General features: G+C 65.3%; 22 protein-coding genes. 18 read left to right on the top strand and 4 right to left on the bottom strand.

What is annotated here, in order from left to right:
- The first annotated feature begins 120 nt into the window (after window positions 1-120).
- The 5 genes from N5C91_RS22005 to N5C91_RS21985 all read left to right on the top strand — a co-directional run bounded on the left by N5C91_RS22005 (window position 121) and on the right by N5C91_RS21985 (window position 8,721).
- The gene (locus N5C91_RS22005; RefSeq protein ID WP_279831952.1) at window positions 121-2,400 is read left to right on the top strand and encodes an acylase; all 2,280 of its coding nucleotides are present in this window, start codon (window positions 121-123) and stop codon (window positions 2,398-2,400) included.
- 186 nt (window positions 2,401-2,586) lie between these two features.
- Window positions 2,587-3,504, top strand: coding sequence for a polyphosphate kinase 2 (gene ppk2 / locus N5C91_RS22000; RefSeq protein ID WP_054909393.1), 918 nt, complete (start codon window positions 2,587-2,589; stop codon window positions 3,502-3,504).
- A 368-nt stretch (window positions 3,505-3,872) separates the two neighbouring features.
- Window positions 3,873-5,477, top strand: a complete 1,605-nt coding sequence (locus N5C91_RS21995) for an inorganic phosphate transporter (RefSeq protein WP_236201124.1) — start codon at window positions 3,873-3,875, stop codon at window positions 5,475-5,477.
- 406 nt (window positions 5,478-5,883) lie between these two features.
- Window positions 5,884-7,122 (top strand): glutamine synthetase family protein, encoded by a 1,239-nt coding sequence (locus tag N5C91_RS21990; protein ID WP_279831982.1) that lies wholly within the window; start codon window positions 5,884-5,886, stop codon window positions 7,120-7,122.
- Window positions 7,123-7,380: 258 nt separating this feature from the next.
- Complete coding sequence (locus N5C91_RS21985; RefSeq protein WP_236173851.1) at window positions 7,381-8,721, top strand: MFS transporter; 1,341 nt, start codon at window positions 7,381-7,383, stop codon at window positions 8,719-8,721.
- Window positions 8,722-8,764: 43 nt separating this feature from the next.
- Here N5C91_RS21985 and N5C91_RS21980 read toward each other — a convergent pair whose 3' ends face one another.
- The 4 genes from N5C91_RS21980 to flgA all read right to left on the bottom strand — a co-directional run bounded on the left by N5C91_RS21980 (window position 8,765) and on the right by flgA (window position 11,280).
- The gene (locus N5C91_RS21980) at window positions 8,765-9,514 is read right to left on the bottom strand and encodes a flagellar brake protein (protein ID WP_236173853.1); all 750 of its coding nucleotides are present in this window, start codon (window positions 9,512-9,514) and stop codon (window positions 8,765-8,767) included.
- Between the two features lie 116 nt (window positions 9,515-9,630).
- Window positions 9,631-10,092 (bottom strand): flagellar export chaperone FlgN, encoded by a 462-nt coding sequence (flgN, locus tag N5C91_RS21975; RefSeq protein ID WP_236173855.1) that lies wholly within the window; start codon window positions 10,090-10,092, stop codon window positions 9,631-9,633.
- 44 nt (window positions 10,093-10,136) lie between these two features.
- A complete protein-coding gene (gene flgM / locus N5C91_RS21970; RefSeq protein ID WP_236173857.1) occupies window positions 10,137-10,448 on the bottom strand; it encodes a flagellar biosynthesis anti-sigma factor FlgM in 312 nt (103 codons plus the stop codon).
- 142 nt (window positions 10,449-10,590) lie between these two features.
- A complete protein-coding gene (gene flgA, locus N5C91_RS21965) occupies window positions 10,591-11,280 on the bottom strand; it encodes a flagellar basal body P-ring formation chaperone FlgA (RefSeq protein WP_236174015.1) in 690 nt (229 codons plus the stop codon).
- A gap of 136 nt (window positions 11,281-11,416) precedes the next feature.
- On the opposite strand from flgA, the gene N5C91_RS21960 reads away from it, so the two are divergent.
- The 13 genes from N5C91_RS21960 to flgL all read left to right on the top strand — a co-directional run bounded on the left by N5C91_RS21960 (window position 11,417) and on the right by flgL (window position 25,126).
- A complete protein-coding gene (locus N5C91_RS21960; RefSeq protein ID WP_236173859.1) occupies window positions 11,417-12,355 on the top strand; it encodes a chemotaxis protein CheV in 939 nt (312 codons plus the stop codon).
- Between the two features lie 122 nt (window positions 12,356-12,477).
- Complete coding sequence (gene cheR, locus N5C91_RS21955) at window positions 12,478-13,299, top strand: protein-glutamate O-methyltransferase CheR (RefSeq protein ID WP_024764333.1); 822 nt, start codon at window positions 12,478-12,480, stop codon at window positions 13,297-13,299.
- 374 nt (window positions 13,300-13,673) lie between these two features.
- Complete coding sequence (gene flgB / locus N5C91_RS21950; protein ID WP_236173861.1) at window positions 13,674-14,081, top strand: flagellar basal body rod protein FlgB; 408 nt, start codon at window positions 13,674-13,676, stop codon at window positions 14,079-14,081.
- 5 nt (window positions 14,082-14,086) lie between these two features.
- Window positions 14,087-14,533, top strand: a complete 447-nt coding sequence (gene flgC / locus N5C91_RS21945; protein ID WP_017520252.1) for a flagellar basal body rod protein FlgC — start codon at window positions 14,087-14,089, stop codon at window positions 14,531-14,533.
- Between the two features lie 19 nt (window positions 14,534-14,552).
- On the top strand, window positions 14,553-15,251 hold the full coding sequence (gene flgD / locus N5C91_RS21940) for a flagellar hook assembly protein FlgD (protein WP_236173863.1): 699 nt from the start codon (window positions 14,553-14,555) through the stop codon (window positions 15,249-15,251).
- Between the two features lie 27 nt (window positions 15,252-15,278).
- Window positions 15,279-16,784: a flagellar hook protein FlgE gene (locus tag N5C91_RS21935; protein WP_236173865.1), complete on the top strand. Its 1,506-nt coding sequence runs from the start codon at window positions 15,279-15,281 to the stop codon at window positions 16,782-16,784.
- A gap of 252 nt (window positions 16,785-17,036) precedes the next feature.
- Complete coding sequence (gene flgF, locus N5C91_RS21930; protein WP_017520255.1) at window positions 17,037-17,786, top strand: flagellar basal-body rod protein FlgF; 750 nt, start codon at window positions 17,037-17,039, stop codon at window positions 17,784-17,786.
- 56 nt (window positions 17,787-17,842) lie between these two features.
- The gene (gene flgG / locus N5C91_RS21925; protein ID WP_236173867.1) at window positions 17,843-18,628 is read left to right on the top strand and encodes a flagellar basal-body rod protein FlgG; all 786 of its coding nucleotides are present in this window, start codon (window positions 17,843-17,845) and stop codon (window positions 18,626-18,628) included.
- A 63-nt stretch (window positions 18,629-18,691) separates the two neighbouring features.
- Window positions 18,692-19,384 (top strand): flagellar basal body L-ring protein FlgH, encoded by a 693-nt coding sequence (gene flgH / locus N5C91_RS21920; protein WP_236173869.1) that lies wholly within the window; start codon window positions 18,692-18,694, stop codon window positions 19,382-19,384.
- A gap of 68 nt (window positions 19,385-19,452) precedes the next feature.
- Window positions 19,453-20,541, top strand: a complete 1,089-nt coding sequence (locus N5C91_RS21915) for a flagellar basal body P-ring protein FlgI (protein WP_236173871.1) — start codon at window positions 19,453-19,455, stop codon at window positions 20,539-20,541.
- A gap of 10 nt (window positions 20,542-20,551) precedes the next feature.
- Window positions 20,552-21,793 (top strand): flagellar assembly peptidoglycan hydrolase FlgJ, encoded by a 1,242-nt coding sequence (gene flgJ / locus N5C91_RS21910; RefSeq protein ID WP_236201128.1) that lies wholly within the window; start codon window positions 20,552-20,554, stop codon window positions 21,791-21,793.
- Between the two features lie 12 nt (window positions 21,794-21,805).
- Window positions 21,806-23,833, top strand: a complete 2,028-nt coding sequence (gene flgK, locus N5C91_RS21905; RefSeq protein ID WP_236173875.1) for a flagellar hook-associated protein FlgK — start codon at window positions 21,806-21,808, stop codon at window positions 23,831-23,833.
- Between the two features lie 21 nt (window positions 23,834-23,854).
- Entirely contained in the window at window positions 23,855-25,126 is a 1,272-nt protein-coding gene (flgL, locus tag N5C91_RS21900; protein ID WP_279831947.1) for a flagellar hook-associated protein FlgL, read from the top strand.
- Window positions 25,127-25,235: the final 109 nt, after the last annotated feature.

The raw sequence follows: 25,235 nt of genomic DNA, 5'->3' as shown, positions 1-25,235 counted from the left end.
CAGCGCACTGCATTGGCCGGCGTGAGCCGCCATCCAACCCTTGCACCGGCACCGCGCGAGCAGCGCGGCCGCGTGCCTCTGGCCGGGCATCCGGCCGTCACCCGAGCATTGAGGGAATCAATGAGCAAGACCTTCCGACTGGCCGCCGTGGCCGGTAGTCTGCTGGCTAGCGGCCTGCCCGCGCTGGCCCATGGCGCCGAACTCGAGGCGCAGATCCGCTGGACCCGCTTCGGCATCCCGCATATCCAGGCCAGGGACGAACTGGGCCTGGGCTATGGCATCGGCTACGCCTATGCCCGCGACAACGCCTGCCTGCTGGCCGAGGAAGTCCTCACCGCGCGGGGCGAGCGCTCGCGCTATTTCGGCGTGGATGGCAAGTCCTCCGCCGGCATCGGCAACCTGCCTTCGGACTTCTTCTACACCTGGCTCAACGACAACGAATCCCTGCGTCGTATGCGCAGCGCCCAGCCGCAACCGATCCGCGACCTGCTCGATGGCTATGCGGCCGGCTACAACCGCTGGCTGTGGGATACCCAGGCGGCCGGCACGCAGTGCGCGGGCAAGGCCTGGCTGCGCCCGCTGGAGGCCGACGACCTGCTGCGCCTGACCCGCCGGCTGCTGGTGCAGGCCGGCGCCGGACAGTTCGCCGAGGCGATGATGGCGGCCAAGCCGCCGGGGCAGGCGACGACGTCGGTCGTCAGCGACGGCGAAGTCCTTGCCGCGATGCAGCGCCGCGAGAACTTCCACCAGAGCCATGGCAGCAACGCTGTCGCCGTGGGTAGCGAACGCTCGGCGGACGGCAACGGCCTGCTGCTGGCCAACCCGCATTTCCCCTGGTTCGGCGCGCTGCGTTTCTACCAGATGCACCTGACCATCCCCGGCCAGCTCGACGTAATGGGCGCCTCCTTGCCAGGCATGCCGCTGGTGAACATCGGCTTCAGCAAGGACCTGGCGTGGAGTCACACGGTGGACACTTCGAGCCACTTCACCCTGTACCGCCTCGACCTCGATCCGCAGGACCCGCACAGCTATCGCATCGACGGCCAGTCGCGGCCGCTGAAGGAAGTCACTCTGCGCGTGCGGGTACGTGAGGCCGACGGCCGCGTGGGCACGCGCAGCCACACGCTGTACGAGTCCGAATATGGCCCGCTGCTCAGCGTACCCGGCAAATTCCCCTGGAACGCCAGCGAAGCCTTCGCCGTGCGCGATGCCAATCTGGGCAACGACCGCGTGCTGCAGCAGTGGTACGCCATCGATCACGCGCGCAGCCTGGATGAGCTGCGCGACAGCGTCGAGCGGGTGCAGGGCATTCCCTGGGTCAACACCCTGGCCACTGACGCAGGAGGCAAGGTGCTCTACCTCAATCAGTCGGTGGTGCCGTACCTGAGCCAGCAGCAACTGGCCGATTGCGCGATCCCCGAGTTCCAGAAGCAGGGCCTGCCGGTGTTGCAGGGCGGACGCCGCGCCTGCAACTGGTCGAGCGTTGCGGGCACTCGTCACGCCGGGCTGACGCCGCCGGAACAGATGCCGTCGCTTACCCGCGAGGACTACGTGCAGAACTCCAACGACAGCGCCTGGCTGAGTAATCCGGCGCAACCGCTCACCGGCTTTTCGCCGTTGGTGAGCCGTGACTCGATTCCGGTCAGCGCCCGTGCGCGTTTTGCCCTGGAGCGGCTGAAGGGCGACGGCAAGATCGGCCCGGACGACCTGCAGAAGATGGTCACCGACAACCGCGTCTACGTGGCCGACCTGCTCCTCGACGACCTGCTGCAACTGTGCAAGCCAGCGCCGGCGGGCGCCGAGTCGGCCTGCGCTGCACTGGGCTCGTGGGACCGTCACGTCAATCTCGACAGCAATCCCGGCTTCGCCTACTTCCAGGCCTTCGTCGGGCGTTTTCTGAAGATTGACGGCGGCTGGCGCCTGCCCTTCGATCCCAAGCTGCCGCTGGCCACGCCCTCGGGCATTGCCCTGGACAAGCCGGAGGTGCGCGAGCAGGCGCAGCAGGCCCTGGTGGCAGCCGGGCAGGAGATCGACGCCCGCAAGATCCAGGCGAATGAGACCTGGGGCGAGCTGCAACTGACCGGCGACCAGGCCAATCCCCTGGGCATTCCCGGTGGCACCGGCAATGAGGGCGTGTACAACGCCATCACCTCGCAGTGGCAGGGCGACCACTACCGTGTGCTCAGTGGCAGCAGCTATATCCAGCTGGTCGACTTCACCGCCGACGGACCGAAAGCTCGCGGGCTGCTGGCGTTCTCGCAGTCCAGCGAACCTGGCTCGCCGCACCATCGGGACCAGACCGAGCTGTTCGCCAGGCAGCAATGGCCGGAGCTGCCGTTCACCGACGAGCAGATCAAGGCCGATCCGGAGCTGAAGGTGATGGAGTTGCGCGAGCGGTGAGCTGAGCTCACGGATCTTGCAGGAGCGAGCTTGCTCGCGAACAGTGCTCTCCGGCAGCTCGGAGCTGTGCGGTTCGCGAGCAAGCTCGCTCCTGCAGGCCGATCACTGGCACGGCGGCGATTGTCACCAGCCTGACACCGTCGGGGCCTAGTCTGGCGGCAAAGCCCCGACGCGTAGGCCGATGCCATGCCCCTGACCAATGAATCCGTGATCCGCCGCATCCACCGCGAACTGCTCGACCACAGCGACGAAGAGCTGGAGCTGGAGCTGCTGGAGGACGTGCGCAACCTCGACGAACTGTTCGACGAGCACGCCGATGTCGACGAGGAGAAGCTCGCCCGCCGTCGCTACTTCAGCGAGCTGTTCCGCCTGCAGGGCGAGCTGGTGAAACTGCAGAGCTGGGTAGTGAAGACCGGCCACAAGGTGGTGATTCTCTTCGAGGGCCGCGACGCGGCGGGCAAGGGTGGGGTGATCAAGCGCATCACCCAGCGCCTCAATCCGCGTGTGTGCCGCGTCGCCGCGCTGCCCGCGCCGAACGACCGCGAGCAGACCCAGTGGTACTTCCAGCGCTACGTCTCGCACCTGCCGGCGGCGGGGGAGATCGTCCTGTTCGACCGCAGCTGGTACAACCGCGCCGGGGTCGAACGGGTGATGGGGTTCTGCAACGACGAGCAGTACGAGGAGTTCTTCCGCAGCGTGCCGGAGTTCGAGCGCATGCTGGCGCGCTCGGGCATCCAGCTGATCAAGTACTGGTTTTCCATCTCCGATGACGAGCAGCACCTGCGCTTCCTCAGCCGCATCCACGACCCGCTCAAGCAGTGGAAGCTCAGCCCCATGGACCTGGAGTCGCGGCGGCGCTGGGAGGCTTACACCAAGGCCAAGGAAATCATGCTGGACCGCACCCATATTGCCGAGGCGCCCTGGTGGGTGGTGCAGGCCGACGACAAGAAGCGCGCGCGGCTGAACTGCATCAGCCACCTGCTGAACCTGATCCCCTATGAGGACGTGGAGCATCCGTCGGTGATCCTGCCCGCGCGGCAGCGCAACGAGGATTACTCGCGCACGCCGACCCCGCGGGAAATCGTGGTGCCGGAGGTTTACTGAGGCGTTGCATACCGCGTAGGAGCAACTGTTTTCTTCAGGTAAGTCCGTGCCAGTTCCTTCCCTCACCCCAGCCCTCTCCCAGAGGGAGAGGGAGCCGCCCGTGCCGGCGGACACCAAGGTTTCATCCTGCACCGAACGGTCCCCTCTCCCTCTGGGAGAGGGTGAGGGCTGATCCGAGTACAGGACCGTCGGGTAGCAGCGGAATCTGTCCGTGATCGTTTTTCGGCGGCTTCGAGCCGGCCGGCGGCACATCGCGGACGGAGTCCGCTCCTACCTCCAGCCCGCCTGCGGGCAGCTCCGGCAGAGACATAACTTGTAACATTCCCCGCCGATCATGACCGGGTCATCCCCCCACGCGGACTCCCAGCATGACCACCGATACCCTGGCCGTTCCCGTCGCCGAAGAACGGCCCCATCTGGAGCGCAAGCCCGGCCGCATTACCGCCTTCATCTTCTTCGCCGTGCTCGCCGTCGGCCTGCTGTTTTCGGCCTGGAGCCTGGTGCGCGACGTCGACGACGTCACCTCCACGGTCACCACCTGGACGCCGTTCCTGTTGCTCGGGGTCGCCCTGTTCATCGCCCTGGGCTTCGAGTTCGTCAACGGCTTCCACGACACCGCCAACGCGGTGGCCACCGTCATCTATACCCACTCGCTGCCGCCGCACTTCGCGGTGGTCTGGTCGGGCTGCTTCAACTTCCTCGGCGTGCTGCTTTCCAGCGGCGCGGTGGCCTTCGGCATCATCGCCCTGTTGCCGGTGGAGCTGATCCTGCAGGTCGGTTCCTCCGCCGGCTTCGCCATGGTCTTCGCCCTGCTGATTGCCGCCATCCTGTGGAACCTCGGCACCTGGTGGCTGGGTTTGCCGGCGTCGTCCTCGCACACCCTGATCGGCTCGATCATCGGCGTGGGCATCGCCAATGCGCTGATGCACGGCCGCGACGGCACCAGCGGCGTCGACTGGGCGCAGGCGACCAAGGTCGGCTACTCGCTGCTGCTCTCGCCACTGATCGGCTTCATCTGCGCCGCGCTCCTGCTGCTGGCGCTGCGCCTGCTGGTGAAGAACCGCGCGCTGTACAAGGCGCCCAAGGGCAAGACGCCGCCGCCGTGGTGGATTCGCGGCCTGCTGATCCTCACCTGCACCGGCGTGTCGTTCGCCCACGGCTCCAACGACGGGCAGAAGGGCATGGGCCTGATCATGCTGATTCTGGTCGGCACCCTGCCGATGGCCTACGCGCTGAACCGCACCATGCCGGCAGACCAGACCGTGCAGTTCGTCGCCATCGCCGAAGTGACCCAGCAGGCGCTGGTCCGCGCGGCGCCGCAGCCGGCCCCGGCCGACCCGCGCGCGGTACTCTCGGAATACGTGCGCACCAAGGAAGCCAAGCCGGAACTGATCCCGTCGCTGGCGGCGCTGACCGGCGCCATCGGCGCGGAAGTGAAGGGCTACGGCAGCCTCGCTCGTGTGCCGGCCGAAGCCATGGGCAACGTGCGCAACGACATGTACCTGACCAGCGAAGCGATCCGCCTGATGGACAAGGACAAGGTCGGCAACTTCGACGCCGACACCACCAGCAAGCTGGCGGCGTTCAAGGGCAAGATCGACGAGTCGACCCGCTTCATCCCGCTGTGGGTGAAGGTCGCCGTGGCCATCGCCCTCGGCCTGGGCACCATGGTCGGCTGGAAGCGCATCGTGGTCACCGTCGGCGAGAAGATCGGCAAGACCCACCTGACCTACGCCCAGGGCGCCTCGGCGGAGCTGGTGGCGATGCTGACCATTGGCGCGGCGGATATGTACGGGTTGCCGGTGTCGACGACCCACGTGTTGTCCTCCGGCGTCGCCGGGACCATGGCCGCCAACGGCTCCGGCTTGCAGATGCGCACCATCCGCAACCTGCTGATGGCCTGGGTGCTGACCCTGCCGGCGGCCATCGTGCTCTCCGCGTCGCTGTACTGGCTGTTCACCCACCTGTTCTGAGGGCGGGTGACTCAATGAAAACGCCGCTCCCCGGAGCGGCGTTTTCATTTGGCATGTGCGGTGGGGGCGCAAGCGCTTGCGTAGGATGGGTGGAGCGCAGCGATACCCATGCTGTCGGTGCGCGGGATTGATGGGTATCGCTGCGCTCCACACCATCCTACGTCGTGTTCTTCCGGTAACTCGGTGCGATTGCTTCGTTTCATGCCCGCTTGAAATATCGAACGCGTGGTGCGTATTTTGTACGGGCTCGCGCACCTCGCGCGGCGTCCTGTGACACGGACAAGAAGAACAAGGATAAGAAGTCATGAGTAACGATCTAGGAATCCCGCTCGCCGAACATCTGGCTGGAGTGGAAGAGATCGAGTGCGTCACCCCCGACCTCAACGGGGTGCCGCGTGGCAAGGTGATGACCGGCGAGGGCTTCCTCACCGGGCGCCGGTTGCAGCTGGCGCGCGGCGTCCTGCTGCAATGCATCATGGGCGGCTACCCGCCCGCCAAGTATTACGGTAGCGACGACGGCGACCTCGCGCTGATCGCCGAGCCCACCCAGATCCATCGCCTGCCCTGGAGCGACGAGCCCCGCGCCTTCGCCATCTGCGACGCGGTAGAGCTCGACGGCAAGCCTTCCGGCCTGTCCACCCGCGGCCTGCTCAAGCAGGTGGTGGCGCGCTACGCCGAACGCGGCTGGAGCCCGGTGGTGGCGACCGAGCTGGAGTTCTTCGTGTTCGCCCCCAACCCCGATGCCAACGAAGCCTTCCAGGCGCCGGTCGGCCTCGACGGGCGCCGCGAGATCGGCCACTCGGCCTTCAGCGTGTCCTCCAACAACGGCCTGCGGCCGTTCTTCCAGGACGTCTACCGCTGCATGGCTGCGGTGGGGCTGGAGCGCGACACCTTCATGCACGAGATGGGCACCACCCAGTTCGAGATCAACTTCCTGCATGGCGACCCGGTGCTGCTGGCCGACCAGACCTTCCTGTTCAAGCACCTGCTCAAGGAAGTCGCGCTCAAGCACGGGCTGATCGTGGTGTGCATGGCCAAGCCGCTGGCGCACACGCCGGGCAGTTCGATGCATATCCACCAGAGCGTGGTCGATGGCGAAGGCCGCAACATCTTCACCGATGCCCAGGGCGAGGCCACGCCGGCGTTCCGCCATTTCATCGGCGGCCAGCAGGCCTGCCTGGCGGACTTCACCCTGCTGTTCGCACCGAACGTGAACTCCTTCCAACGCCTGTGCCATCCCTACGCCTCGCCGAACAACGCCTGCTGGTCGCATGACAACCGTGCCGCCGGCCTGCGCATTCCGGCCAGTGCCCCGGTGGCCCGGCGGGTGGAAAACCGCCTGGCCGGCGCCGATGCCAACCCCTACCTGGCCATCGCCGCGAGCCTGGCTGCCGGCCTGCATGGCATCGAGCACGCGCTGGAGCCCACTGCGCCGATCCAGGGCGAGTTCGAGGTGCCCGATGAGCTGCTGCTGCCCTGCACCATGTACGACGCGATGCAGCGCCTGACACGCAGCGAACTGGCCCGCGAGGTGTTCGGCAACGAGTTCATCGATGGCTACTGCGCGACCAAGTCCATGGAGCTGACCAGCTTCTTCGACGAAATCACCCCGTGGGAGCGCCGCGTCCTGGCCGCCCAGGCCTGATTCGCGGGCGCGCTGACACAGCTGCACCGAAAACCGGTGCAGCTGTGATCGGCAGACATCTCCATGCGATCCTCAAGCCATCCTCGTTCATCCCGCCGGTATCCTTCGAACTGACCTGCTTCACTGCGCGCGACGCTCGCTATTCCGGGCCCGGCAGGGCTCTCGACGCGCCCATTGGCAGCCTCTAATGTGTCACGGCAAGTCCCGCTTTCCGCTGCCCGGACATTGTGCCGGGGTTGTCCTGGACCAGGAGGTCCAATGCTTCGGATCGTCACTGCCTTCCGCGCTCTGTACTTCGCCGCCGTCATGCTCCTGACCGGTTCCGGTCTGCTCAGTACCTACCTCGCCTTGCGCCTGGGCGCGGAAAAGGTCGATGGGCTGTGGATCGGCGCCATGATGGCCGCCTACTACCTCGGCCTGGTGCTGGGCGGCAAGATCGGCCACCGGCTGATCGCCCGCGTCGGCCATATCCGCGCCTACGTCGCCTGTGGCGGCCTGGTCACCGCTGCCGTGCTGGGCATCGGCCTGCTGCCGTGGATCGGCTTCTGGCTGGTGCTGCGGGTTGCCATCGGCCTGGGCATGATGTGCCAGTACATGGTCATCGAGAGCTGGCTCAACGAACAGGCCGAGGCGCGCCAGCGCGGGCTGGTGTTTGCCGGCTACATGGTCGCCTCGTACCTGGGGCTGGTGCTCGGCCAGTTGGTGCTGGTGGTGCACCCCGGCCTGGGACCGGAGCTGCCGATGCTGATCGCGCTGTGCTTCGCGCTGTCGCTGATCCCGGTGGCGATCACCCACAAGGTCCACCCCGCGCCGCTGCGTCCGGCGCCGCTGGAGCCGCGCTTCTTCATCCAGCGGGTGCCGCAGTCGCTGACCACGGTGCTGGTGTCCGGGCTGGTGGTTGGTTCGTTCTATGGCCTGGCGCCGCTCTATGCGGTGGGGCAAGGCCTGAGCACCGAGGAGATCGGCCTGTTCATGGGCGGCTGCATCTTTGCCGGGCTGGTGGTGCAGTGGCCGCTGGGCTGGCTCTCGGACCGCATCGACCGCGCCGTGCTGATCCGCAACGCGGCGATCCTGCTGCTGGTGGTGGCTCTGCCGCTGGCTCTGTTGCCGCTGCTGCCGGTGCCGCCGCTGAGCCTGGCGCTGCTGCTGCCGATGGGCTTCCTGGTGTGCCTGGTGCAGTTCACCCTTTATCCCCTGGCGGTGGCCTTCTCCAACGACCACGTCGAGGGTGAGCGGCGCGTCTCGCTCACGGCGATGCTGCTGGTGACCTTCGGTGTCGGTGCCTGTATCGGCCCGCTGGCGGCCGGTGCGCTGATGAAGGCCTTCGGCGCCAACATGCTCTACGCGTTCGTCTGCGCCTGCTCGCTGATCCTGATCTGGCGCGTGCGCCCGGAGAAGGTCAGTGGTGTGCACCGGGTCGACGAGGCACCGGTCAAGCACGTCGCCACGCCAGACAGCCTGGCTTCCTCGCCGCTGTCCGCCGCCCTCGACCCACGGGTCGACGAAGCCGCCGTGGAAGAGCAGATGAAGGGCAACGACAGCAGTGCGCCGGTGCCCGAGGCGGCAACCGAAGCAGAGGAAGAAAGCCGGCCCGCCTGAGGCCGCAAGGCGAGGGCGGCAAGGGGTTGCCGCCCCGGATGGGCTAGAACAGCTCGTCCTTCTCGAAGCGCCGGGCTTCGCGCTGCAACTGGTAGACGAAACGCTCGATGTTGCGCTGCGCCAGGCCGCTCATCTGGTGGAAGCGCACGCCGGCGAAGCTGTAGCCGACCTTGTCCTCGAAATGCACGTGGCGCAGTTCGACTTCCATGGTCAGGGCGCCGAAGGGCAGGCGCGCGGTGAATTCCTCGTAGATCTGCCCGGGCTGCAGGCGCTCGGCGGCGTTGCCTTCCAGGCGGATCTTGCAGCCGGTGGCGGAGATATCGATGAGGTTGCCCTTGAGCGGCGACTTCAGTTTGCTGCCGCCGATTTCCACGGCTACCGGTTGGCCCTGGCCCACGGGGGCGCGGAAGGCGTTGCGGCGCTGGTGATAGAGCATCTCGGCCGGCACTGGCAGCCAGTAGCAGCGCGCGCCGTCGATTTCGGAGAAGAAGGCGTTCTGGGTGTTTTCCCAGGCGATGCGCACGCCTTCATGGAAGGCTTCGATACGGAATTGCTCGCCGTTCTGCAGGAAGCGTTCGCCATCGTTGGGGATCAGTTCGTCGAGGGCGACGATGTTGCGTTCCCGGTTGACCTCGACGACGAAGCTCTGGAAGCGCTGGCTGCGACCTTCGAAGGTGACTACCAGGGGATCGTGACTGTCCATCAGCATTTTCAGGCTGGCGTGGATCTCCACCGGAGCTTTCAACACCTTCGGTGGTTGAGGGCCATTTTCCTCGGCGAACAGATTGGACACGGTCCGCGGGTCTCCATTGTGTTTGTTATGAGTCTTGCACGGGGCAGGGCAGGTGATGGCATTTTGCCCTAGGGCGTGCGCTCAGACCAGCGCTGCCTGTCTGCAAACGGTGGCAGTCAGGCCTGGCTGAGCGGGCGCTGGCGGCTGCTCTGGGTCGAGCCGCCACGGCGGTCGTAGAGGTTGGGAGTATCCTGCCCACGCAGGATATCGAGCAGACGCCCGGTGCTGGCCTGGCCGGCGCGGATGATCTTGCCGTTGCGCTGGTTGGCTTCCTGGCACTGGTCGAGGAGGGCGGCCAGTTGGTCGCCGCGCGCCAGCAGTTCGCCGTTGCCTTGGGCCTGGGCGAGCTGGGCGAGACCCTCGCGGTCGATGCTCACGCCGGCCTGCTGGAGCGCCAGGCTGCGTTCGCGACCATTGCGCTCGAGCTGCTGGAGCAGCGGCAGCTTGCGATCGAGCAGCTTCTGCAGCTGGGCCAGGTCGCGCACCTGCAGCGCCTGGAACTCGTCGTCGATCAGCTGCAGCAGCGCACTGGCTGCTTCGATGTCGCCATTGATCAGGGAAAGCAGGGCGTCAGACATCTTGGGCTCGGCGTTCTACGAGGGTGGTCCAGCGTGAGTCGGACTCAGCGCTGGGATTCGAAATCGAGCAGCTTGCCGGCCACCCGCTGGCTGTCGACCTGATAGCTGCCGTCAGCGATGGCCGCCTTGATGCGAGCCACTTTCTCATTGTCGACCACGGGCTGGTCCTTCAGTTGATCGCTCACTTTCTGCAGCTGCTGCGCGGTATCGCTGAGCTGCACCGTTTCGCCGCTCTTGGCCGGGGCGTTGACGGAGGACTCGGCGGCGGCTTCGCTGCGACCGCTCTGGGCGGCACCGCTACGGCCAGTGGTGGCTGGCGTAGTGGCCGGGTTCAGCCGGTTGAAGTCGATAACCATGTTGGAAACCTCTGGAGGTATTGGACGCTTGCCAAGCTTTTCGGCCGTCCGCTGGAAAACTTTAGGCCGAAATTTCGTGCGCCCGAACACAAATTACGCAGCCCTGCCTTCATCATGCCAGAAATGGCTGCAAACCGCAGGGCTACAGGGTGACTTCGACGGTCCCCGGCTCGATCACCCGAGCCTTGACGATACGCTGCGAGCGCAGGTTGCGCACGCGGATCTGCTCGCCAGGAACGCCATCGGACAACGCCTCGCCGGGCATCAGTACATTGATCGCGCTGGTGCGGGCACGGATCACCACCTGCTCGCCCTTGCGCACGGCCGCCGCCTGCTCGAGGAAGATCGGCGCCAGTACCTGGTCGTTGACTGTCGCACGCTTGAGCTTCTGCCCCAGCGCCCGTTCGGGGTCGGTCAGGTAGCCCTGGGTCAGCGGCCCGACGTCGCGCTCGACGACGCTGATGTCGGCGGCCTCGATCACATGGTCGCGCTTGAGCGGCTGGGTGGTGACGACAATCTGACGGTACAGCTTGACCGTAGCCGGCACGAACACCGTCCAGGGTGAGCTGCCGTCGCAGCGTACTCGCACGGTGACCCGACCAACGGGCTGTGCCGGGCTTTCCAGCGCCTGCGTCAGGTCTTTGTCGCACTGCGCCAGGCGCAGGCGGGGGTCGATGCGTGCGACTTCGATCTCGTAGCGTGCGTCTATGCCGGAAGTCTGCAGATAATCTTCCACCTTGAACTCAAGAAAGCCCTGGGTGGAGCCGATAAGGATTTCAGGCGCAGTGAAGCCTTCCGCCCCAGCCGGGGAGAGGGTCAGCGCACCCGTCATGCCGAGCAGCGCAGCCACCAGGGCGCGCGCGGGTCTCAGCTGTCGGAAAAATGTCGTTGCCTGTTTCATGCAACGATCCAAGCAATGGTCATGCCGCCTTCGTGAGTCGGGCGGCGTTGCGTGCACAGGAGGCTCAATGGCCGGAGTCATGGATTCGGTCAACCAGCGTACGCAGCTGGTTGGCCAGAATCGTCTCGAACTGCTGCTGTTCCGCTTGAACGGCAGCCAGCTGTACGGGATCAACGTGTTCAAGGTGAAAGAGGTGCTGCAGTGCCCGCGCCTGACCGTGATGCCCAAGTCCAGCCAGGTGGTGCGCGGGGTGGCGAACATCCGCGGCGGCACCATTCCGATCCTCGATCTGGCGCTGGCCACGGGGCGGCATGCCCTGCGGGACGTCGCCAACAGCTTCGTGATCATCACCGAGTACAACACCAAGGTGCAGGGTTTCCTGGTGCACTCGGTGGAGCGCATCGTCAACATGAACTGGGAGTCGATCCATCCGCCACCCAAGGGGACCGGCCGCGATCACTACCTGACGGCGGTGACGCGGGTGGACAACCAGCTGGTGGAAATCATCGACGTGGAGAAAATCCTCGCCGAAGTGGCGCCGACCTCGGAGGACATCTCCGACGGCGTGCTGGATGCCGAGACCCAGGCCCGTGCGGTGAGCAAGCGCGTGCTGGTGGTGGACGACTCCTCGGTGGCGCGCAAGCAGCTGGTGCGTTGCCTGGAGACCGTCGGCGTGGAAGTGCTGGCGCTCAACGACGGCCGCCAGGCGTTGGATTACCTGCGCCAGATGGTGGAAGCCGGCGGGCATCCGGGCAGCGATCTGTTGATGGTGATCTCGGATATCGAGATGCCGGAAATGGACGGCTACACGCTCACGGCGGAAATCCGTCACGACCCGCGCATGCAGGATCTGCACATTCTCCTGCATACTTCGTTGTCCGGGGTGTTCAACCAGGCGATGGTGAGAAAGGTCGGCGCTGACGACTTCCTTGCCAAGTTCCGTCCTGATGACCTGGCGGCCCGCGTGTCGGACCGCATCAAGGCAGTGGACGGTGCGACCGCCTGATCCGGCGTGACGAGATGCGGGTGGCGCCGGTGCCGCCCGCATCGTCTATGGTTTTTTGAGCACCGGTCAGGCAGTTGTCGTCGTGTTTGCCGGCAGCCGTCCACGAGCAAAGAGGCTTATCTGTGACATCCACCAATTCTGAATTCGAGCTGTTCCGGGATTTCCTGGAGAAGACCTGCGGCATCCTCCTGGGCGCCAACAAGCAGTACCTGGTCTCCAGCCGCTTGAACAAGTTGATGGAGCAGCAGGGCATCAAGTCCCTGGGCGAGCTGGTACAGAAGATCCAGATGCGCAGCCAGTTGCGCGAGCAGGTGGTCGACGCCATGACCACCAACGAGACCCTGTGGTTTCGCGATACCTACCCCTTCGAGGTGCTGAAGAACCGCGTACTGCCGGAGATGATCAAGGCCGCGCCCGGCCAGCGCCTGCGCATCTGGTCGGCGGCCTGTTCCTCGGGGCAGGAGCCTTATTCGCTGTCGATGGCCATCGACGAGTTCGAACGCACCAACCTCGGCCAGTTGAAGGCGGGCGTGCAGATCGTCGCCACCGACCTGTCCGGCTCGATGCTCAGCGCCTGCAAGGCTGGCGAGTACGACAGCCTGGCGATCGGCCGCGGCCTGTCGCAGGAGCGCCTGGCGCGCTACTTCGACCAGAAGACGCCGGGGCGCTGGACGGTGAAGCCGGCGATCAAGAGCCGCGTGGAGTTCCGCGCGCTGAACCTGCTGGATAGCTACGCCACGCTGGGCAAGTTCGACATGGTGTTCTGCCGCAACGTGCTGATCTATTTCTCGGCCGAGGTGAAGCGCGACATCCTCCTGCGCATCCATGCCACGCTCAAGCCCGGCGGCTACCTGTTCCTCGGCGCATCCGAGGCGCTCAACGCGCTGCCGGACCACTACCAGATGGTCCAGTGCAGCCCGGGGATCATCTACAAGGCCAAGTGATTGGCTGATGCCCCGCCTGTTCGGGCGGGGTTCCTGCGATTGCAATCACCCGATCGCGGACTCCGTCCGCTGATCGCCGCATGTCATCGACTTCGTGTGCTGTTTCTGTAGGAGCGAGCTTGCTCGCGAACGGACTGCGCAGCGTGGCGAGGTTCGCGAGCAAGCTCGCTCCTATAAATTGACCGGCAAGGAAGGGCGGCAAAGCTTGCCGCCTTGCCCTGAGCGGCAAGGAAGTTGGTTGCCGCTTGCCGCTGTTTGCCGCCCTTTGCCGCTCTCGATGTTCCCTCAAGCCTTTGAAAATAAAGGATATGCATATCTGGCACGCACCTTGCTGAAGTGTTCGCAAGCCCACACCGGCAAACAGGTTCGTGACCATGAGCATCAGCTTCGACAAAGCCCTCGGCATCCACCAGCAAGCACTGAGCTTCCGCTCCCAGCGCGCTGAAGTCCTGGCCAACAACCTGGCCAACGCCGACACGCCCAACTACAAGGCGCGCGACCTGGATTTCGCCTCGGTGCTGGCGGCCCAGTCGGACAAGATGAAGAACGGCACCTTCAGCGCCACCCTGACCAACGCGCATCACATTGCCGCCGACGGTTTCGGCATGGGTGACGAGTCGCTCAAGTACCGCAATCCGACCCAGCCGTCGATCGACCAGAACACCGTCGATGAACAGATCGAACAGTCCAACTATGCGGAGAACTCCGTGCAGTTCCAGGCCTCGTTCACCTTCCTCAACAGCAAGTTCAAAGGGCTGATGAACGCCCTGCGCGGGGAGTAATCGCCATGTCGCTCGCCAGTGTCTTCAACATCGCCGGTACCGGGATGAGTGCCCAGACCACCCGTCTGAACACCACCGCCTCGAACATCGCCAACGCCGAGACGGTGTCGTCCAGCGTCGACCAGACCTACCGTGCCCGCCATCCGGTATTCGCCACCATGTTCCAGCAGGCACAGGGCGGCGGCGACCAGGGCTCGCTGTTCGGCGAGACCGACCAGGCCGGTTCCGGTGTGCAGGTGCTGGGTGTGGTGGAAGACAAGAGTTCGCTGGTGCCGCGTTACGAGCCCAACCACCCGGCCGCCGACAAGGATGGCTACGTCTATTACCCGAACGTCAACGTGGTGGAGGAGATGGCCGACATGATCTCCGCCAGCCGCTCGTTCCAGACCAACGCGGAAATGATGAACACCGCCAAGCAGATGATGCAGAAGGTCCTGACCCTGGGTCAGTAAGCGCTGAGGAAAGAGCACGATGAGCATCGACAACAGTGGCATCAACGGCTCCAGCTCGGTTCTGGACCAGTATGCGATCAACAAGGACAGCAGCAGTAGCGGCACGACTGGCAAGAGCAGTCTGGGCAAGGACGAGTTCCTCAAGCTACTGGTCGCGCAGATGAACAACCAGGACCCGATGTCGCCCCAGGAAAACGGCGAGTTCATCGCCCAGCTGGCGCAGTTCAGCACCGTGGAAGGCATCCAGTCGCTGAACACCAGCATGGACAGCGTGCTCTCCAACTACCAGTCGTCCCAGGCCCTGCAGGCCTCGTCGCTGGTGGGCCGCAAGGTGATCGTGCCGACCGACAAATCGATGGTGGATACCGCCGAGACCTTCAAGGGCACCTATACCCTGCCGGTTTCCACCGCCAACAGCTGGGTCAACGTCTATGACGACAAGGGCACCCTGGTGAACCGCGTCGACATGGGCCAGCAGACCGCCGGCAACGTCAACTTCATGTGGGACGGCAAGGACTCCAGCGGCAATCTCATGCCGCCCGGCCGCTACCGGTTCGAAGCGCAGACCAACTACGAGGGCAAGACCTACGGCCTGACCACCTTCCTGCCGGCCAACGTCGACAGCGTGACCCTCGGGCAGAACGGCGGCGAGCTGACCCTCAACCTCGCCGGACTGGGCAGCATCGGCTTGTCCAAAGTCCAGATCATTGGCCAGTAAGTCGGCGATACCGACCAGGAGCTAAGCATGTCTTTCAATATCGGGCTCAGCGGTATCAAGGCCGCTTCCAGTGACCTCAACACCACCGGCAACAACATCGCCAACGCCAGCACCGTGGGCTTCAAGCAGTCCCGCGCGGAGTTCTCCGACGTCTATGCGGCCTCCGTGCTGGGCAGCGGCAGCAACCCGGTGGGCAGCGGCGTGCTGCTGTCCAATGTGTCGCAACTGTTCAACCAGGGCACCATCGATTCGACGCAGAACGCCCTGGACATGGCCATCAACGGCAACGGCTTCTTCGTCACCAGCAACAACGGTGCGGTGAGCTACACCCGTGCCGGCTACTTCGGTACCGACAAGAACGGCTACGTGGTCGACAACAACGGCTACCGCCTGCAGGGCTACCCGGTGAACGCCCAGGGCCAGCTGCAGAGCGGCGTGGTCGGCGACCTGCGCATCGAAACCTCGAACCAGGCGCCCAAGGCGACCACCCAGGTCAGCCAGACCTTCAACCTGAACTCCACCAACACTGCGCCGACGGTTACTCCGTTCAACTCCAGCGACCCGACCACCTACAACTCCTCGACCTCGGTGAATATCTATGACAGCCAGGGCAACGCCCATGTCATGACCCAGTACTTCACCAAGACCGGGGCGAACACCTGGACCATGAACGTGCTGGTGGATGGCCGCAACCCGGCCAACCCGACCGACGACACCACCGCCATCACCTCGGCCACCACGGCTGCCGCGGCTACCGGTGCGACTCCGGCCAGCGTTGCTGCCGCCGTTGCCGGCTCCGGCGCATCGCAGGCCGCCATCGATGCTGCCAACGCTGCCGCCGCGGCTACCGGCGCCACTCCGGCCAGCGTACTGGCTGCGGTCAGCGGCATGGGCACCAGCCCCTACCAGGTGAACCTGACCTTCAGCCCGGCGGGCCAACTGCTGACCCAGACTCCGGTGAACAACGGCACCGGCGACGCCTTCACCATCAACCCCACCGACGGCACCCTGGTGATGGGTGACTGGGTCCCGGCGATCTCCGACGGCAAGACCCCGGCCACCTGGAGCGCCAACGGCGCCACCGCGAATGCCGGCGGCATCACCCTGGACATCCGCAAGTCGACCCAGTACGCCACCGCCTTCGCGGTCAACAGCGTCAACCAGGATGGCTACACCACCGGCCAACTGTCGGGCCTGGAAATCGATGACGAAGGCAACATCTTCGCCCGCTACACCAACGGCCAGTCCAAGGTGCAGGGCCAGGTGGTGCTGGCGAACTTCGCCAACGTCCAGGGCCTGACCCCGATCGGCAAGACCTCCTGGGTGCAGTCCTCAGAGTCCGGCGAGCCGGTGGTCGGCACGCCGCGCTCGGGCACACTCGGCGCCCTGCAGTCCGGCTCGCTGGAAGCGTCCAACGTCGACCTCTCCAACGAACTGGTGGACCTGATCGTCGCCCAGCGCAACTACCAGGCCAACGCCAAGACCATCCAGACCGAAGACGCCGTCACGCAGACCATCATCAACCTGCGCTGATCGCCGACGCCCTCACGCTCCCGGCATGGGAGGAGGGCGGCGAGCACCGCGCCGGTATCACGGCGCGGGCGGCAAATCTCCCCTTGCCGGTGGCGGCAGACCGTCGCCGCCAATGGCTTCCAAGGGCCCCTCAAGGGGCCCTTTCTTTTTATAAGCCCTTATATATCAATAATTTGCCTTTATTTATCCGGTCTGGCACGGCACTTGCTCTATCGCTTTCAAGACAACCCGTACGCGGGTCTGGAGGATTCGATGGACAAGATGCTTTACGTCTCCATGAGCGGTGCCAGCCAGAACACCCTGGCCATGCGCGCCCACGCCAACAACCTGGCGAACATCTCCACCAACGGCTTTCGCCGTGACTTCGAGCAGGCGCGCTCGATGCAGGTGTTCGGCGACAGTTTTCCGTCGCGCGTCTATGCCATGAGCGAGCGTCCGGCCACCGACTTCTCCGCCGGCAGCCTGCAGGAAACCGGTCGTGACCTGGACGTGGCCGCCAAGGGCGACTCGTGGATTGCCGTGCAGGCGCCCGATGGTGGCGAAGCCTATGTGCGCACCGGCAGCCTGGAAATCGACGCGCTCGGCCAACTGCGCACCGGCGATGGTTTGCCGGTGATCGGCAATGGCGGGCCGATTGCCGTGCCGCCACAGGAAAAGATCGACATCGGCGAGGACGGCACCATCAGCATCCGCGGCCTGGGCGATAACCCCAGCGTGGTGGCCGAGGTGGACCGCATCAAGCTGGTCACCCCCGATCCGAAGCAACTGGAGAAGGGCGCCGACGGCCTCGTGCGCATCAAGCAGCAGCCCGGCCAGCCGGCGGTGCAGGCCGATGCCAACGCCAAGATCGAGTCGGGCTTCCTCGAGGCGAGCAACGTCAACGCGGTGGAAGAGATGACCTCGATCCTCTCGCTGTCCCGCCAGTTCGAGCTCCACGTAAAGATGATGCGCACTGCCGAGGATGATTCGGCAGCCATGGCGCGTGTTTTGCAATTCAGCTGATAAGAACCTGATTAACCGTTCGAGGCGCCACGAATCCGGCGTCCGAGGAGATCGACATGCTTCCGGCACTTTGGGTCAGCAAGACGGGTCTGTCCGCCCAGGACATGAACCTGACCACCATTTCCAACAACCTGGCCAACGTCTCGACCACCGGCTTCAAACGCGATCGCGCCGAGTTCCAGGACCTGCTGTACCAGATCAAGCGTCAGCCCGGTGCCAACTCCACCCAGGACAGCCAGCTGCCTTCGGGCCTGCAACTGGGTACCGGTGTGCGCATCGTCGGCACGCAGAAGAACTTCACCGAAGGCAGCCTGCAGACCACCGACCAGCCGCTGGACATGGCGGTCAACGGCCGCGGCTTCTTCCAGGTGCTGATGCCCGACGGCACCGTCGGCTACACCCGTGACGGCAGCTTCCACCTGAACTCCGATGGCCAGATCGTCACTGCCAACGGTTATGCGCTGGAGCCGGCCATCGTCGTGCCGAACGAGACCCAGACCTTTACCGTCGGCCAGGACGGCACCGTCTCGGTGACCACCAACGCCAACCCGCAGCCGCAGATCATCGGCAACCTGCAGACCGCCGACTTCATCAACCCGGCGGGCCTCCAGGCGATCGGCAACAACCTGTTCCTCGAGACCGGTTCCAGTGGCGCGCCACAGGTCGGTACCCCGGGCCTGAACGGCCTGGGCACGGTGCAGCAGAACACCCTGGAAAACTCCAACGTCAACGTGGTCGAGGAACTGGTGAACATGATCACCACCCAGCGCGCCTACGAGATGAACTCCAAGGTCATCTCCACAGCCGACCAGATGCTGTCGTTCGTAACCCAGAACCTGTGATGAATGACGGGGCTTCCGGGCCCCGGTGAAACCGTAGTCGCTCTCCCCGAGAGGTAGCTGTAGATGAACCGTTCCCACCTCCTTCCGCTGCTGGCCATCGCCGCGTTGGCAGGGTGCGTGAGCCCGCCGCCCAAGCCGGACGATCCCTATTACGCTCCGGTGCTGCCGCGCACCCCGATGCCGGCCGCGCAGAACAACGGTTCGATCTACCAGACGGGGTTCGACAACAACCTTTATGGCGACCGCAAGGCCTTCCGCGTGGGTGACATCATCACCATCACCCTCAACGAGAAGACCCAGGCCAGCAAGAAGGCCAGCGCCGATATCTCCAAGGACAGCAAGACCAAGATGGGCCTGACCGGCATGCTCGGCAGCAGCCTGACCACCAATAATCCCATCGGTGGCGGCGACCTCAGCCTGAGCGCCGAATACGGCGGCTCGCGCGATGCCAAGGGCGACAGCCAGGCCGGGCAGAGCAACAGCCTGACCGGTTCGATCACCGTCACCGTGGCCGACGTCATGCCCAACGGCATTCTCGCCGTGCGTGGCGAGAAGTGGATGACCCTGAACACCGGCAACGAGCTGGTGCGCATTGCCGGGATGATCCGCGCCGACGATATCGCCACCGACAACACCGTCGCCTCCAACCGGGTGGCCGATGCCCGCATCACCTACTCGGGCACCGGTGCGTTCGCCGATGCGAGCCAGCCGGGCTGGTTCGATCGCTTCTTCCTCAGCCCGCTGTTCCCGTTCTGAGGGTGATGACGATGATGGCCTCTGGAAAAACGTGGGTAGCGATCGCGGACAAAGTCCGCTCCTGCGTCATGCTGGTGTTCTGTGTTTTGGTCATGGTGCCGGTGGCGCACGCCGAGCGGTTGAAAGACATCGCCACCATCCAGGGGGTGCGTAACAACCAGTTGATCGGCTACGGCCTGGTCGTCGGCCTCAACGGCACGGGCGATCAGACCACGCAGACGCCGTTCACCCTGCAGACCTTCAACAACATGCTGGCGCAGTTCGGCATCAAGGTGCCGGCCAACGTCGGCAACGTGCAGCTGAAGAACGTCGCGGCGGTGTCCATCCATGCCGACCTGCCGCCGTTCTCCAAGCCGGGCCAGGTCATCGACATCACCGTGTCGTCCATCGGCAACGCCAAGAGCCTGCGCGGCGGCAGCCTGCTGATGACCCAGCTCAAGGGCATCGACGGCCAGACCTACGCCGTGGCCCAGGGCAACCTGGTGGTCGGCGGCTTCGACGCCGAGGGCCGCGACGGTTCCAAGATCACCGTCAACGTACCGTCTGCCGGCCGCGTGCCCGGCGGCGCCACTGTCGAGCGCGCGGTGCCGAGCGGCTTCGACCAGGGCAACAGCCTGACCCTGAACCTCAACCGCCCGGACTTCACCACCGCCAAGCACATCGTCGACCGCATCAACGAACTGCTCGGCCCGGGTGTCGCCCAGGCCGTCGACGGCGGCTCGGTGCGCGTCAGCGCGCCGCTGGATCCGAACCAGCGCGTGGACTACATGTCGGTGCTGGAAAACCTCGATGTGCAGGCCGGCGAAGCCGTGGCCAAGGTCATCATCAACTCGCGCACCGGCACCATCGTGATCGGCCAGAACGTGCGCGTGTCGCCGGCCGCCGTGACCCACGGCAGCCTGACCGTGACCATCACCGAAGACCCGATCGTCAGCCAGCCCGGCCCGTTCTCCAACGGCCAGACCGCCGTCGTTCCGCGTTCGCGGGTGAACGCCGAGCAGGAAGCGAAGCCGATGTTCAAGTTCGGCCCCGGCACCACGCTGGATGAGATCGTCCGCGCCGTTAACCAGGTGGGCGCCGCGCCCAGCGACCTGATGGCGATTCTCGAAGCCCTGAAACAGGCCGGCGCGCTGCAAGCCGACCTGATCGTGATCTGAGGACGCCGACGTGGATGCCAAACTGCTTTCCGCTGGCTCGTCCGGGACCAATTCCGGGGCCTACACCGACCTCAATCGCCTGGCGCAGCTGAAGAACGGCGCCGGTCGCGACAGCGAGGGCAACATCCGCAAGGTGGCCCAGGAATTCGAATCGCTGTTCATGAATGAAATGCTCAAGTCGATGCGCTCGGCCAACGACGTGCTCGCCGAAGGCAACTTCATGAACACCTCGACCACCAAGCAGTACCAGGAAATGTACGACCAGCAGCTGTCCGTCAGCCTGTCCACCAAGGGCCGCGGCATCGGCCTGTCGGACGTGCTCACGCGACAGCTGTCGAAGATGAACGGCGGCCGGCACACGGGCGCGGCAAACCCTTTCGCCCAGGTCGCCGGCGCTGATTCGAAGCTCAACAGCACCGCCAGCTGGCCGTCCACCACCGGAGTGAATGCCAGCGGCAAGGCCTTGCCGCAACCCGAGCAGGGCCGCGACGACTCCAGGCTGCTCAATGCCCGTCGCCTGGCACTGCCGGGCAAGCTTGCCGACCGCGTGATGGCCGGCATCGTGCCGGGCGCAGCGAAGTCGGAAGAGCAGGGCAAGCCCCTGGCCGGCAACGACTGGCAGACCTCCAGGTCCTTCGCCAGCGCCGTGCAGGAAGTGGACGCCGCGGCGGCCGCCGCCACTGCATCCGCAGCAGCCGAGGACGTCAGCGGCCGCCAGTACGCCCAGCCGCCCCTGGCCCCGGGCAAGTCGGCCTTCGCCTCGGCCGACGAGTTCGTCGCCACCATGCTGCCTATGGCCCAGAAGGCCGCCGCGCGCATCGGCGTCGACGCCCGCTACCTGGTGGCCCAGGCCGCCCTGGAAACCGGCTGGGGCAAATCGATCATTCGCGACCAGGACGGCTCCAGCAGCCACAACCTGTTCGGTATCAAGGCCGGCTCCAGCTGGGGAGGCGACTCCGCACGGGCGCTGACCAGCGAATACGAGAACGGCAAGAAAGTGAAGGAAGTCGCGGCGTTCCGCTCCTACGACTCCTTCGAGCAGAGCTTCAACGATTACGTGAGCTTCCTGCAGAACAACGACCGCTACTCGGACGCCCTGGATTCCACCCGGCGCCCCGAACAGTTCATGAAGGAACTGCAGCAGGCCGGCTATGCCACCGATCCGAACTACGCCCGCAAGGTGTCGCAGATCGCCAAGCAGATGCAGGTCTACCAGGCGGTCGCCGCGGCGGACACCCCGCCCCTGGGATAAGGACAAAGAGCGATGAGCGATCTACTTTCCATTGGCCTGTCTGGCCTGCGTTCCAGCCAGACGTCGTTGACGGTGACCGGCCACAACATCACCAACGTCAACACGCCCGGCTACTCCCGCCAGCAATCGGTGCAGCAGACCGGCATCCCGCAATACAGCGGCGCCGGCTACATCGGTTCGGGCAGCCAGGTCGTGGACGTGCGCCGGCTGGCCAGCGACTTCCTGTTCTCGCAGGTGCGCAGCGCCACCAGCCAGTCCAATGAGCTGAGCGCCTTCCAGGGCCAGATCGAACAGCTCGACTCGCTGCTCTCCGACACCACCACCGGTATTAGTCCGGCGCTGCAGAAGTTCTTCGCCGCGCTGCAGACCGCCGCTGCCAACCCCTCGGCCACCGAAGGTCGCGAGGCGCTGCTGGCCGAGGCGCAGGGCGTGTCGAAGTCCTTCAACACCCTCTACGACCAGCTGGACAAACAGAACAGCCTGATCAACCAGCAGCTCGGTTCGCTGGCCAGCCAGGTCAACTCGCTGGCCTCCAGCGTTGCCAGCTACAACGACGCCATCGCCAAGGCCAAGGCGGCCGGCGGGCAACCCAACGACCTGATGGACGCCCGCGAGGAGACCATCCGCAAGCTTTCCGAACTGATCGGCGTGCAGGCTGTGCCCCAGGACGACAGCTCGGTCAACCTGTTCATCGGCACCGGCCAGCCGCTGGTGGTGGGCACCACCACCTCGTCGCTGCAGGTCGTGCCGGGGACCAACGACCCGAACCGCTATGAAGTGCAACTGGTCAGCGGCAGCGCCACCCAGACCATCACCTCGCAGATTTCCGGTGGCCAGATGGGCGGATTGATCGCCTATCGCGACACCGCGCTGGACGCCTCGTACAACAAGCTGGGGCAGATCGCCCTGACCTTCGCCGACACCGTCAACAAACAGCTCGGCCAGGGCCTGGACCTCTCCGGCAATGCCGGCAGCAACCTGTTCGGCAACATCAACGACCCGAGCATCGCGCGCCTGCGCGTGCTGGCGCAGTCGACCAACAGCGGCACGGTGGATGCCCAGTTGCAAATCACCGACACCAGCAAGCTGGGTGCCAGCGACTATCGCCTGGAATATGACGGCAACAACTTCACGGCGCGGCGTCTCTCCGACAACGCGCAGGTCAACGTCACGGTCACCGGCACCGGCCCCTACACCCTGAGCTTCGCCGACGGCAGCGGGACCGACCAGGGCTTCAGCGTGACCATGCCGACGCTGCCGCCGGCTGGCGATGGCTTCACCCTGCAGCCGACCCGCCGTGGCGCCGCCGACATCAGCACGGTGCTGACCAAGGCCGACCAGCTGGCCTTCGCCGGTACCGCACGCAGCGAATCGACCACCAACAACCGCGGCACCGGCGCCATCGGCCAGCCCAAGCTCACCGGCGGCCCGTCGCCGATCAACACCGGCGACCTGCAGAACCTGTTCGGCGCCAACGGCCTGAAGCTGAGCTTCGACGCGACCAGCAACAGCCTGACCGGCACCCTGCCGGCGGGAGCGACCCTGAGCTACGTGTCGCCCTCGACCACCGGCCTCACCTCCGGGCAGACCAATACCGTGCGCCTGGACTACACCGACCCGGGCACCGGCAACAGCTACAGCTACGAATTCACCCTCAGTGGCGTGCCGCAGGCTGGCGACAGCTTCACCCTGGGCATGAACACCAAGGGCATCTCCGACAACAGCAACGCCCTGGCGCTGTCCGGCCTGCAGAGCAAGGCCACCGTCGGCGGCACCGGCAGCAGCGGGGCGACCTACAACGACGCCTACGGCGGCCTGGTGGAGCGCATCGGCACCCTGACCGCACAGGTGCGCAACAATGCCGACGCCAGCGCCACCGTGCTCAAGCAGGCGCAGGACAACCGCGACTCGCTGTCGGGTGTGAACCTGGACGAAGAGGCCGCCAACCTCATCCAGTTCCAGCAGTACTACAGCGCTTCGGCCCAGGTCATCCAGGTGGCCCGTTCGTTGTTCGACACCCTGATCGGCGCGTTCCGCTGATAGCTGACGAAGGAATCGACCATGCGCATCTCCACTATCCAGGCGTACAACAACTCCGTCGGCGGGTTGCAGAAGAACTACTCCAGCGTCACCCGCACCCAGGAGCAGATCAGCACCGGCAAGCGCATCCTCACCCCGGCGGACGACCCGGTGGCCTCGGTGCGCCTGCTGCAGCTGAGCCAGGAGCAGTCGCTGAATGACCAGTACAAGAGCAACATCACCTCGGCCAAGAACAGCCTGACCTCCGAGGAGTCGATCCTCAGCTCCGTCGGCAACGTCATCCAGCGTATCCGCGAGATCGCCGTCGAGGCGGGCAGTGGCGCGCTGGACTCCACCGACAAGAACTCCCTGGCCACCGAACTCTCGCAGCGCGAAGACGAGCTGATGAACCTGCTCAACAGCAAGGACGCCAGCGGCAAGTACCTGTTCTCCGGCAGCCAGGGCGACACCCAGCCCTTCGTGCGCAACCCGGACGGCACGTACACCTACCAGGGCGACGAGAGCCAGCGTCAGTTGCAGATCGCCAGCAGCACCTTCCTGGGCATCAGCGACAGCGGCAAGCTGCTGTTCGACAGCGCCACCAACGCCAATCGCGTGACCACCGGCGCGGCCGCCACCAACACCGGCACCGGACGGGTCTCGCTGGGCCTGGTCACCGACAAGCAGGCCTACGACGGCACCTTCCCCTCGAGCACTCCGCCGGCCGCCACCGACGGCATCGGCATCCGCTTCATCGACGACAAGAATTACGAGGTCTACGACCTCAACGACCCGGCGCTGCCGGGCAGCTACACCGCGCTGAAGTCCGGCGCCATCGACGACAACACCCAGACCAACGATTTCATCGAATACGGTGGGGTCAAGGTGCAGATCGACGGCAAGCCGGCGGCGGGGGATACCTTCACCATCAACCGCGACCCGTCCACCGAGAAGAAGGGCCTGCTGAATGTCGTGGCCGACCTGCGCAAGGCGCTGTCCAGCGCCACTGACGACCAGGAAGGCAACTACCGGATCCGCGACGCCACGGCCATCGCCCTTTCCAACCTCGACTCGGTGAATACCCAGGTGCTTTCGGGCCAGGGCAAGATCGGCGCGCGGCTGAATGTGATCGACTCCACCGAGACCTTCATCGATGACGTGAAACTGGTGAACACCGGCGTCATCTCCGACCTGCAGGACCTGGACTTCCCCGAGGCGCTGTCGCGCCTGTCGATGCAGTCGACCATCCTCCAGGCGGCGCAGCAGAGCTACGTGAAGATCAGCGGGCTGAGCCTGTTCAACTACCTCAACTGATCCACCGGCGGCTTGGCTTGGTTCTTGCTCCATAGCCTGGACATCGGGGCTCTCGTCAAAAAACCGGCTGGCTTCAGCCGCATGGCGACGGGCTCCAGGGTTCAGCAGC

It is taken from the genome of Pseudomonas sp. GD03903 (assembly GCF_029840045.1).
GTDB lineage: Bacteria > Pseudomonadota > Gammaproteobacteria > Pseudomonadales > Pseudomonadaceae > Pseudomonas > Pseudomonas pseudonitroreducens.
Note: the sequence above shows the minus strand (reverse complement) of the source record. Positions and strands in the feature narration are given on the sequence as shown.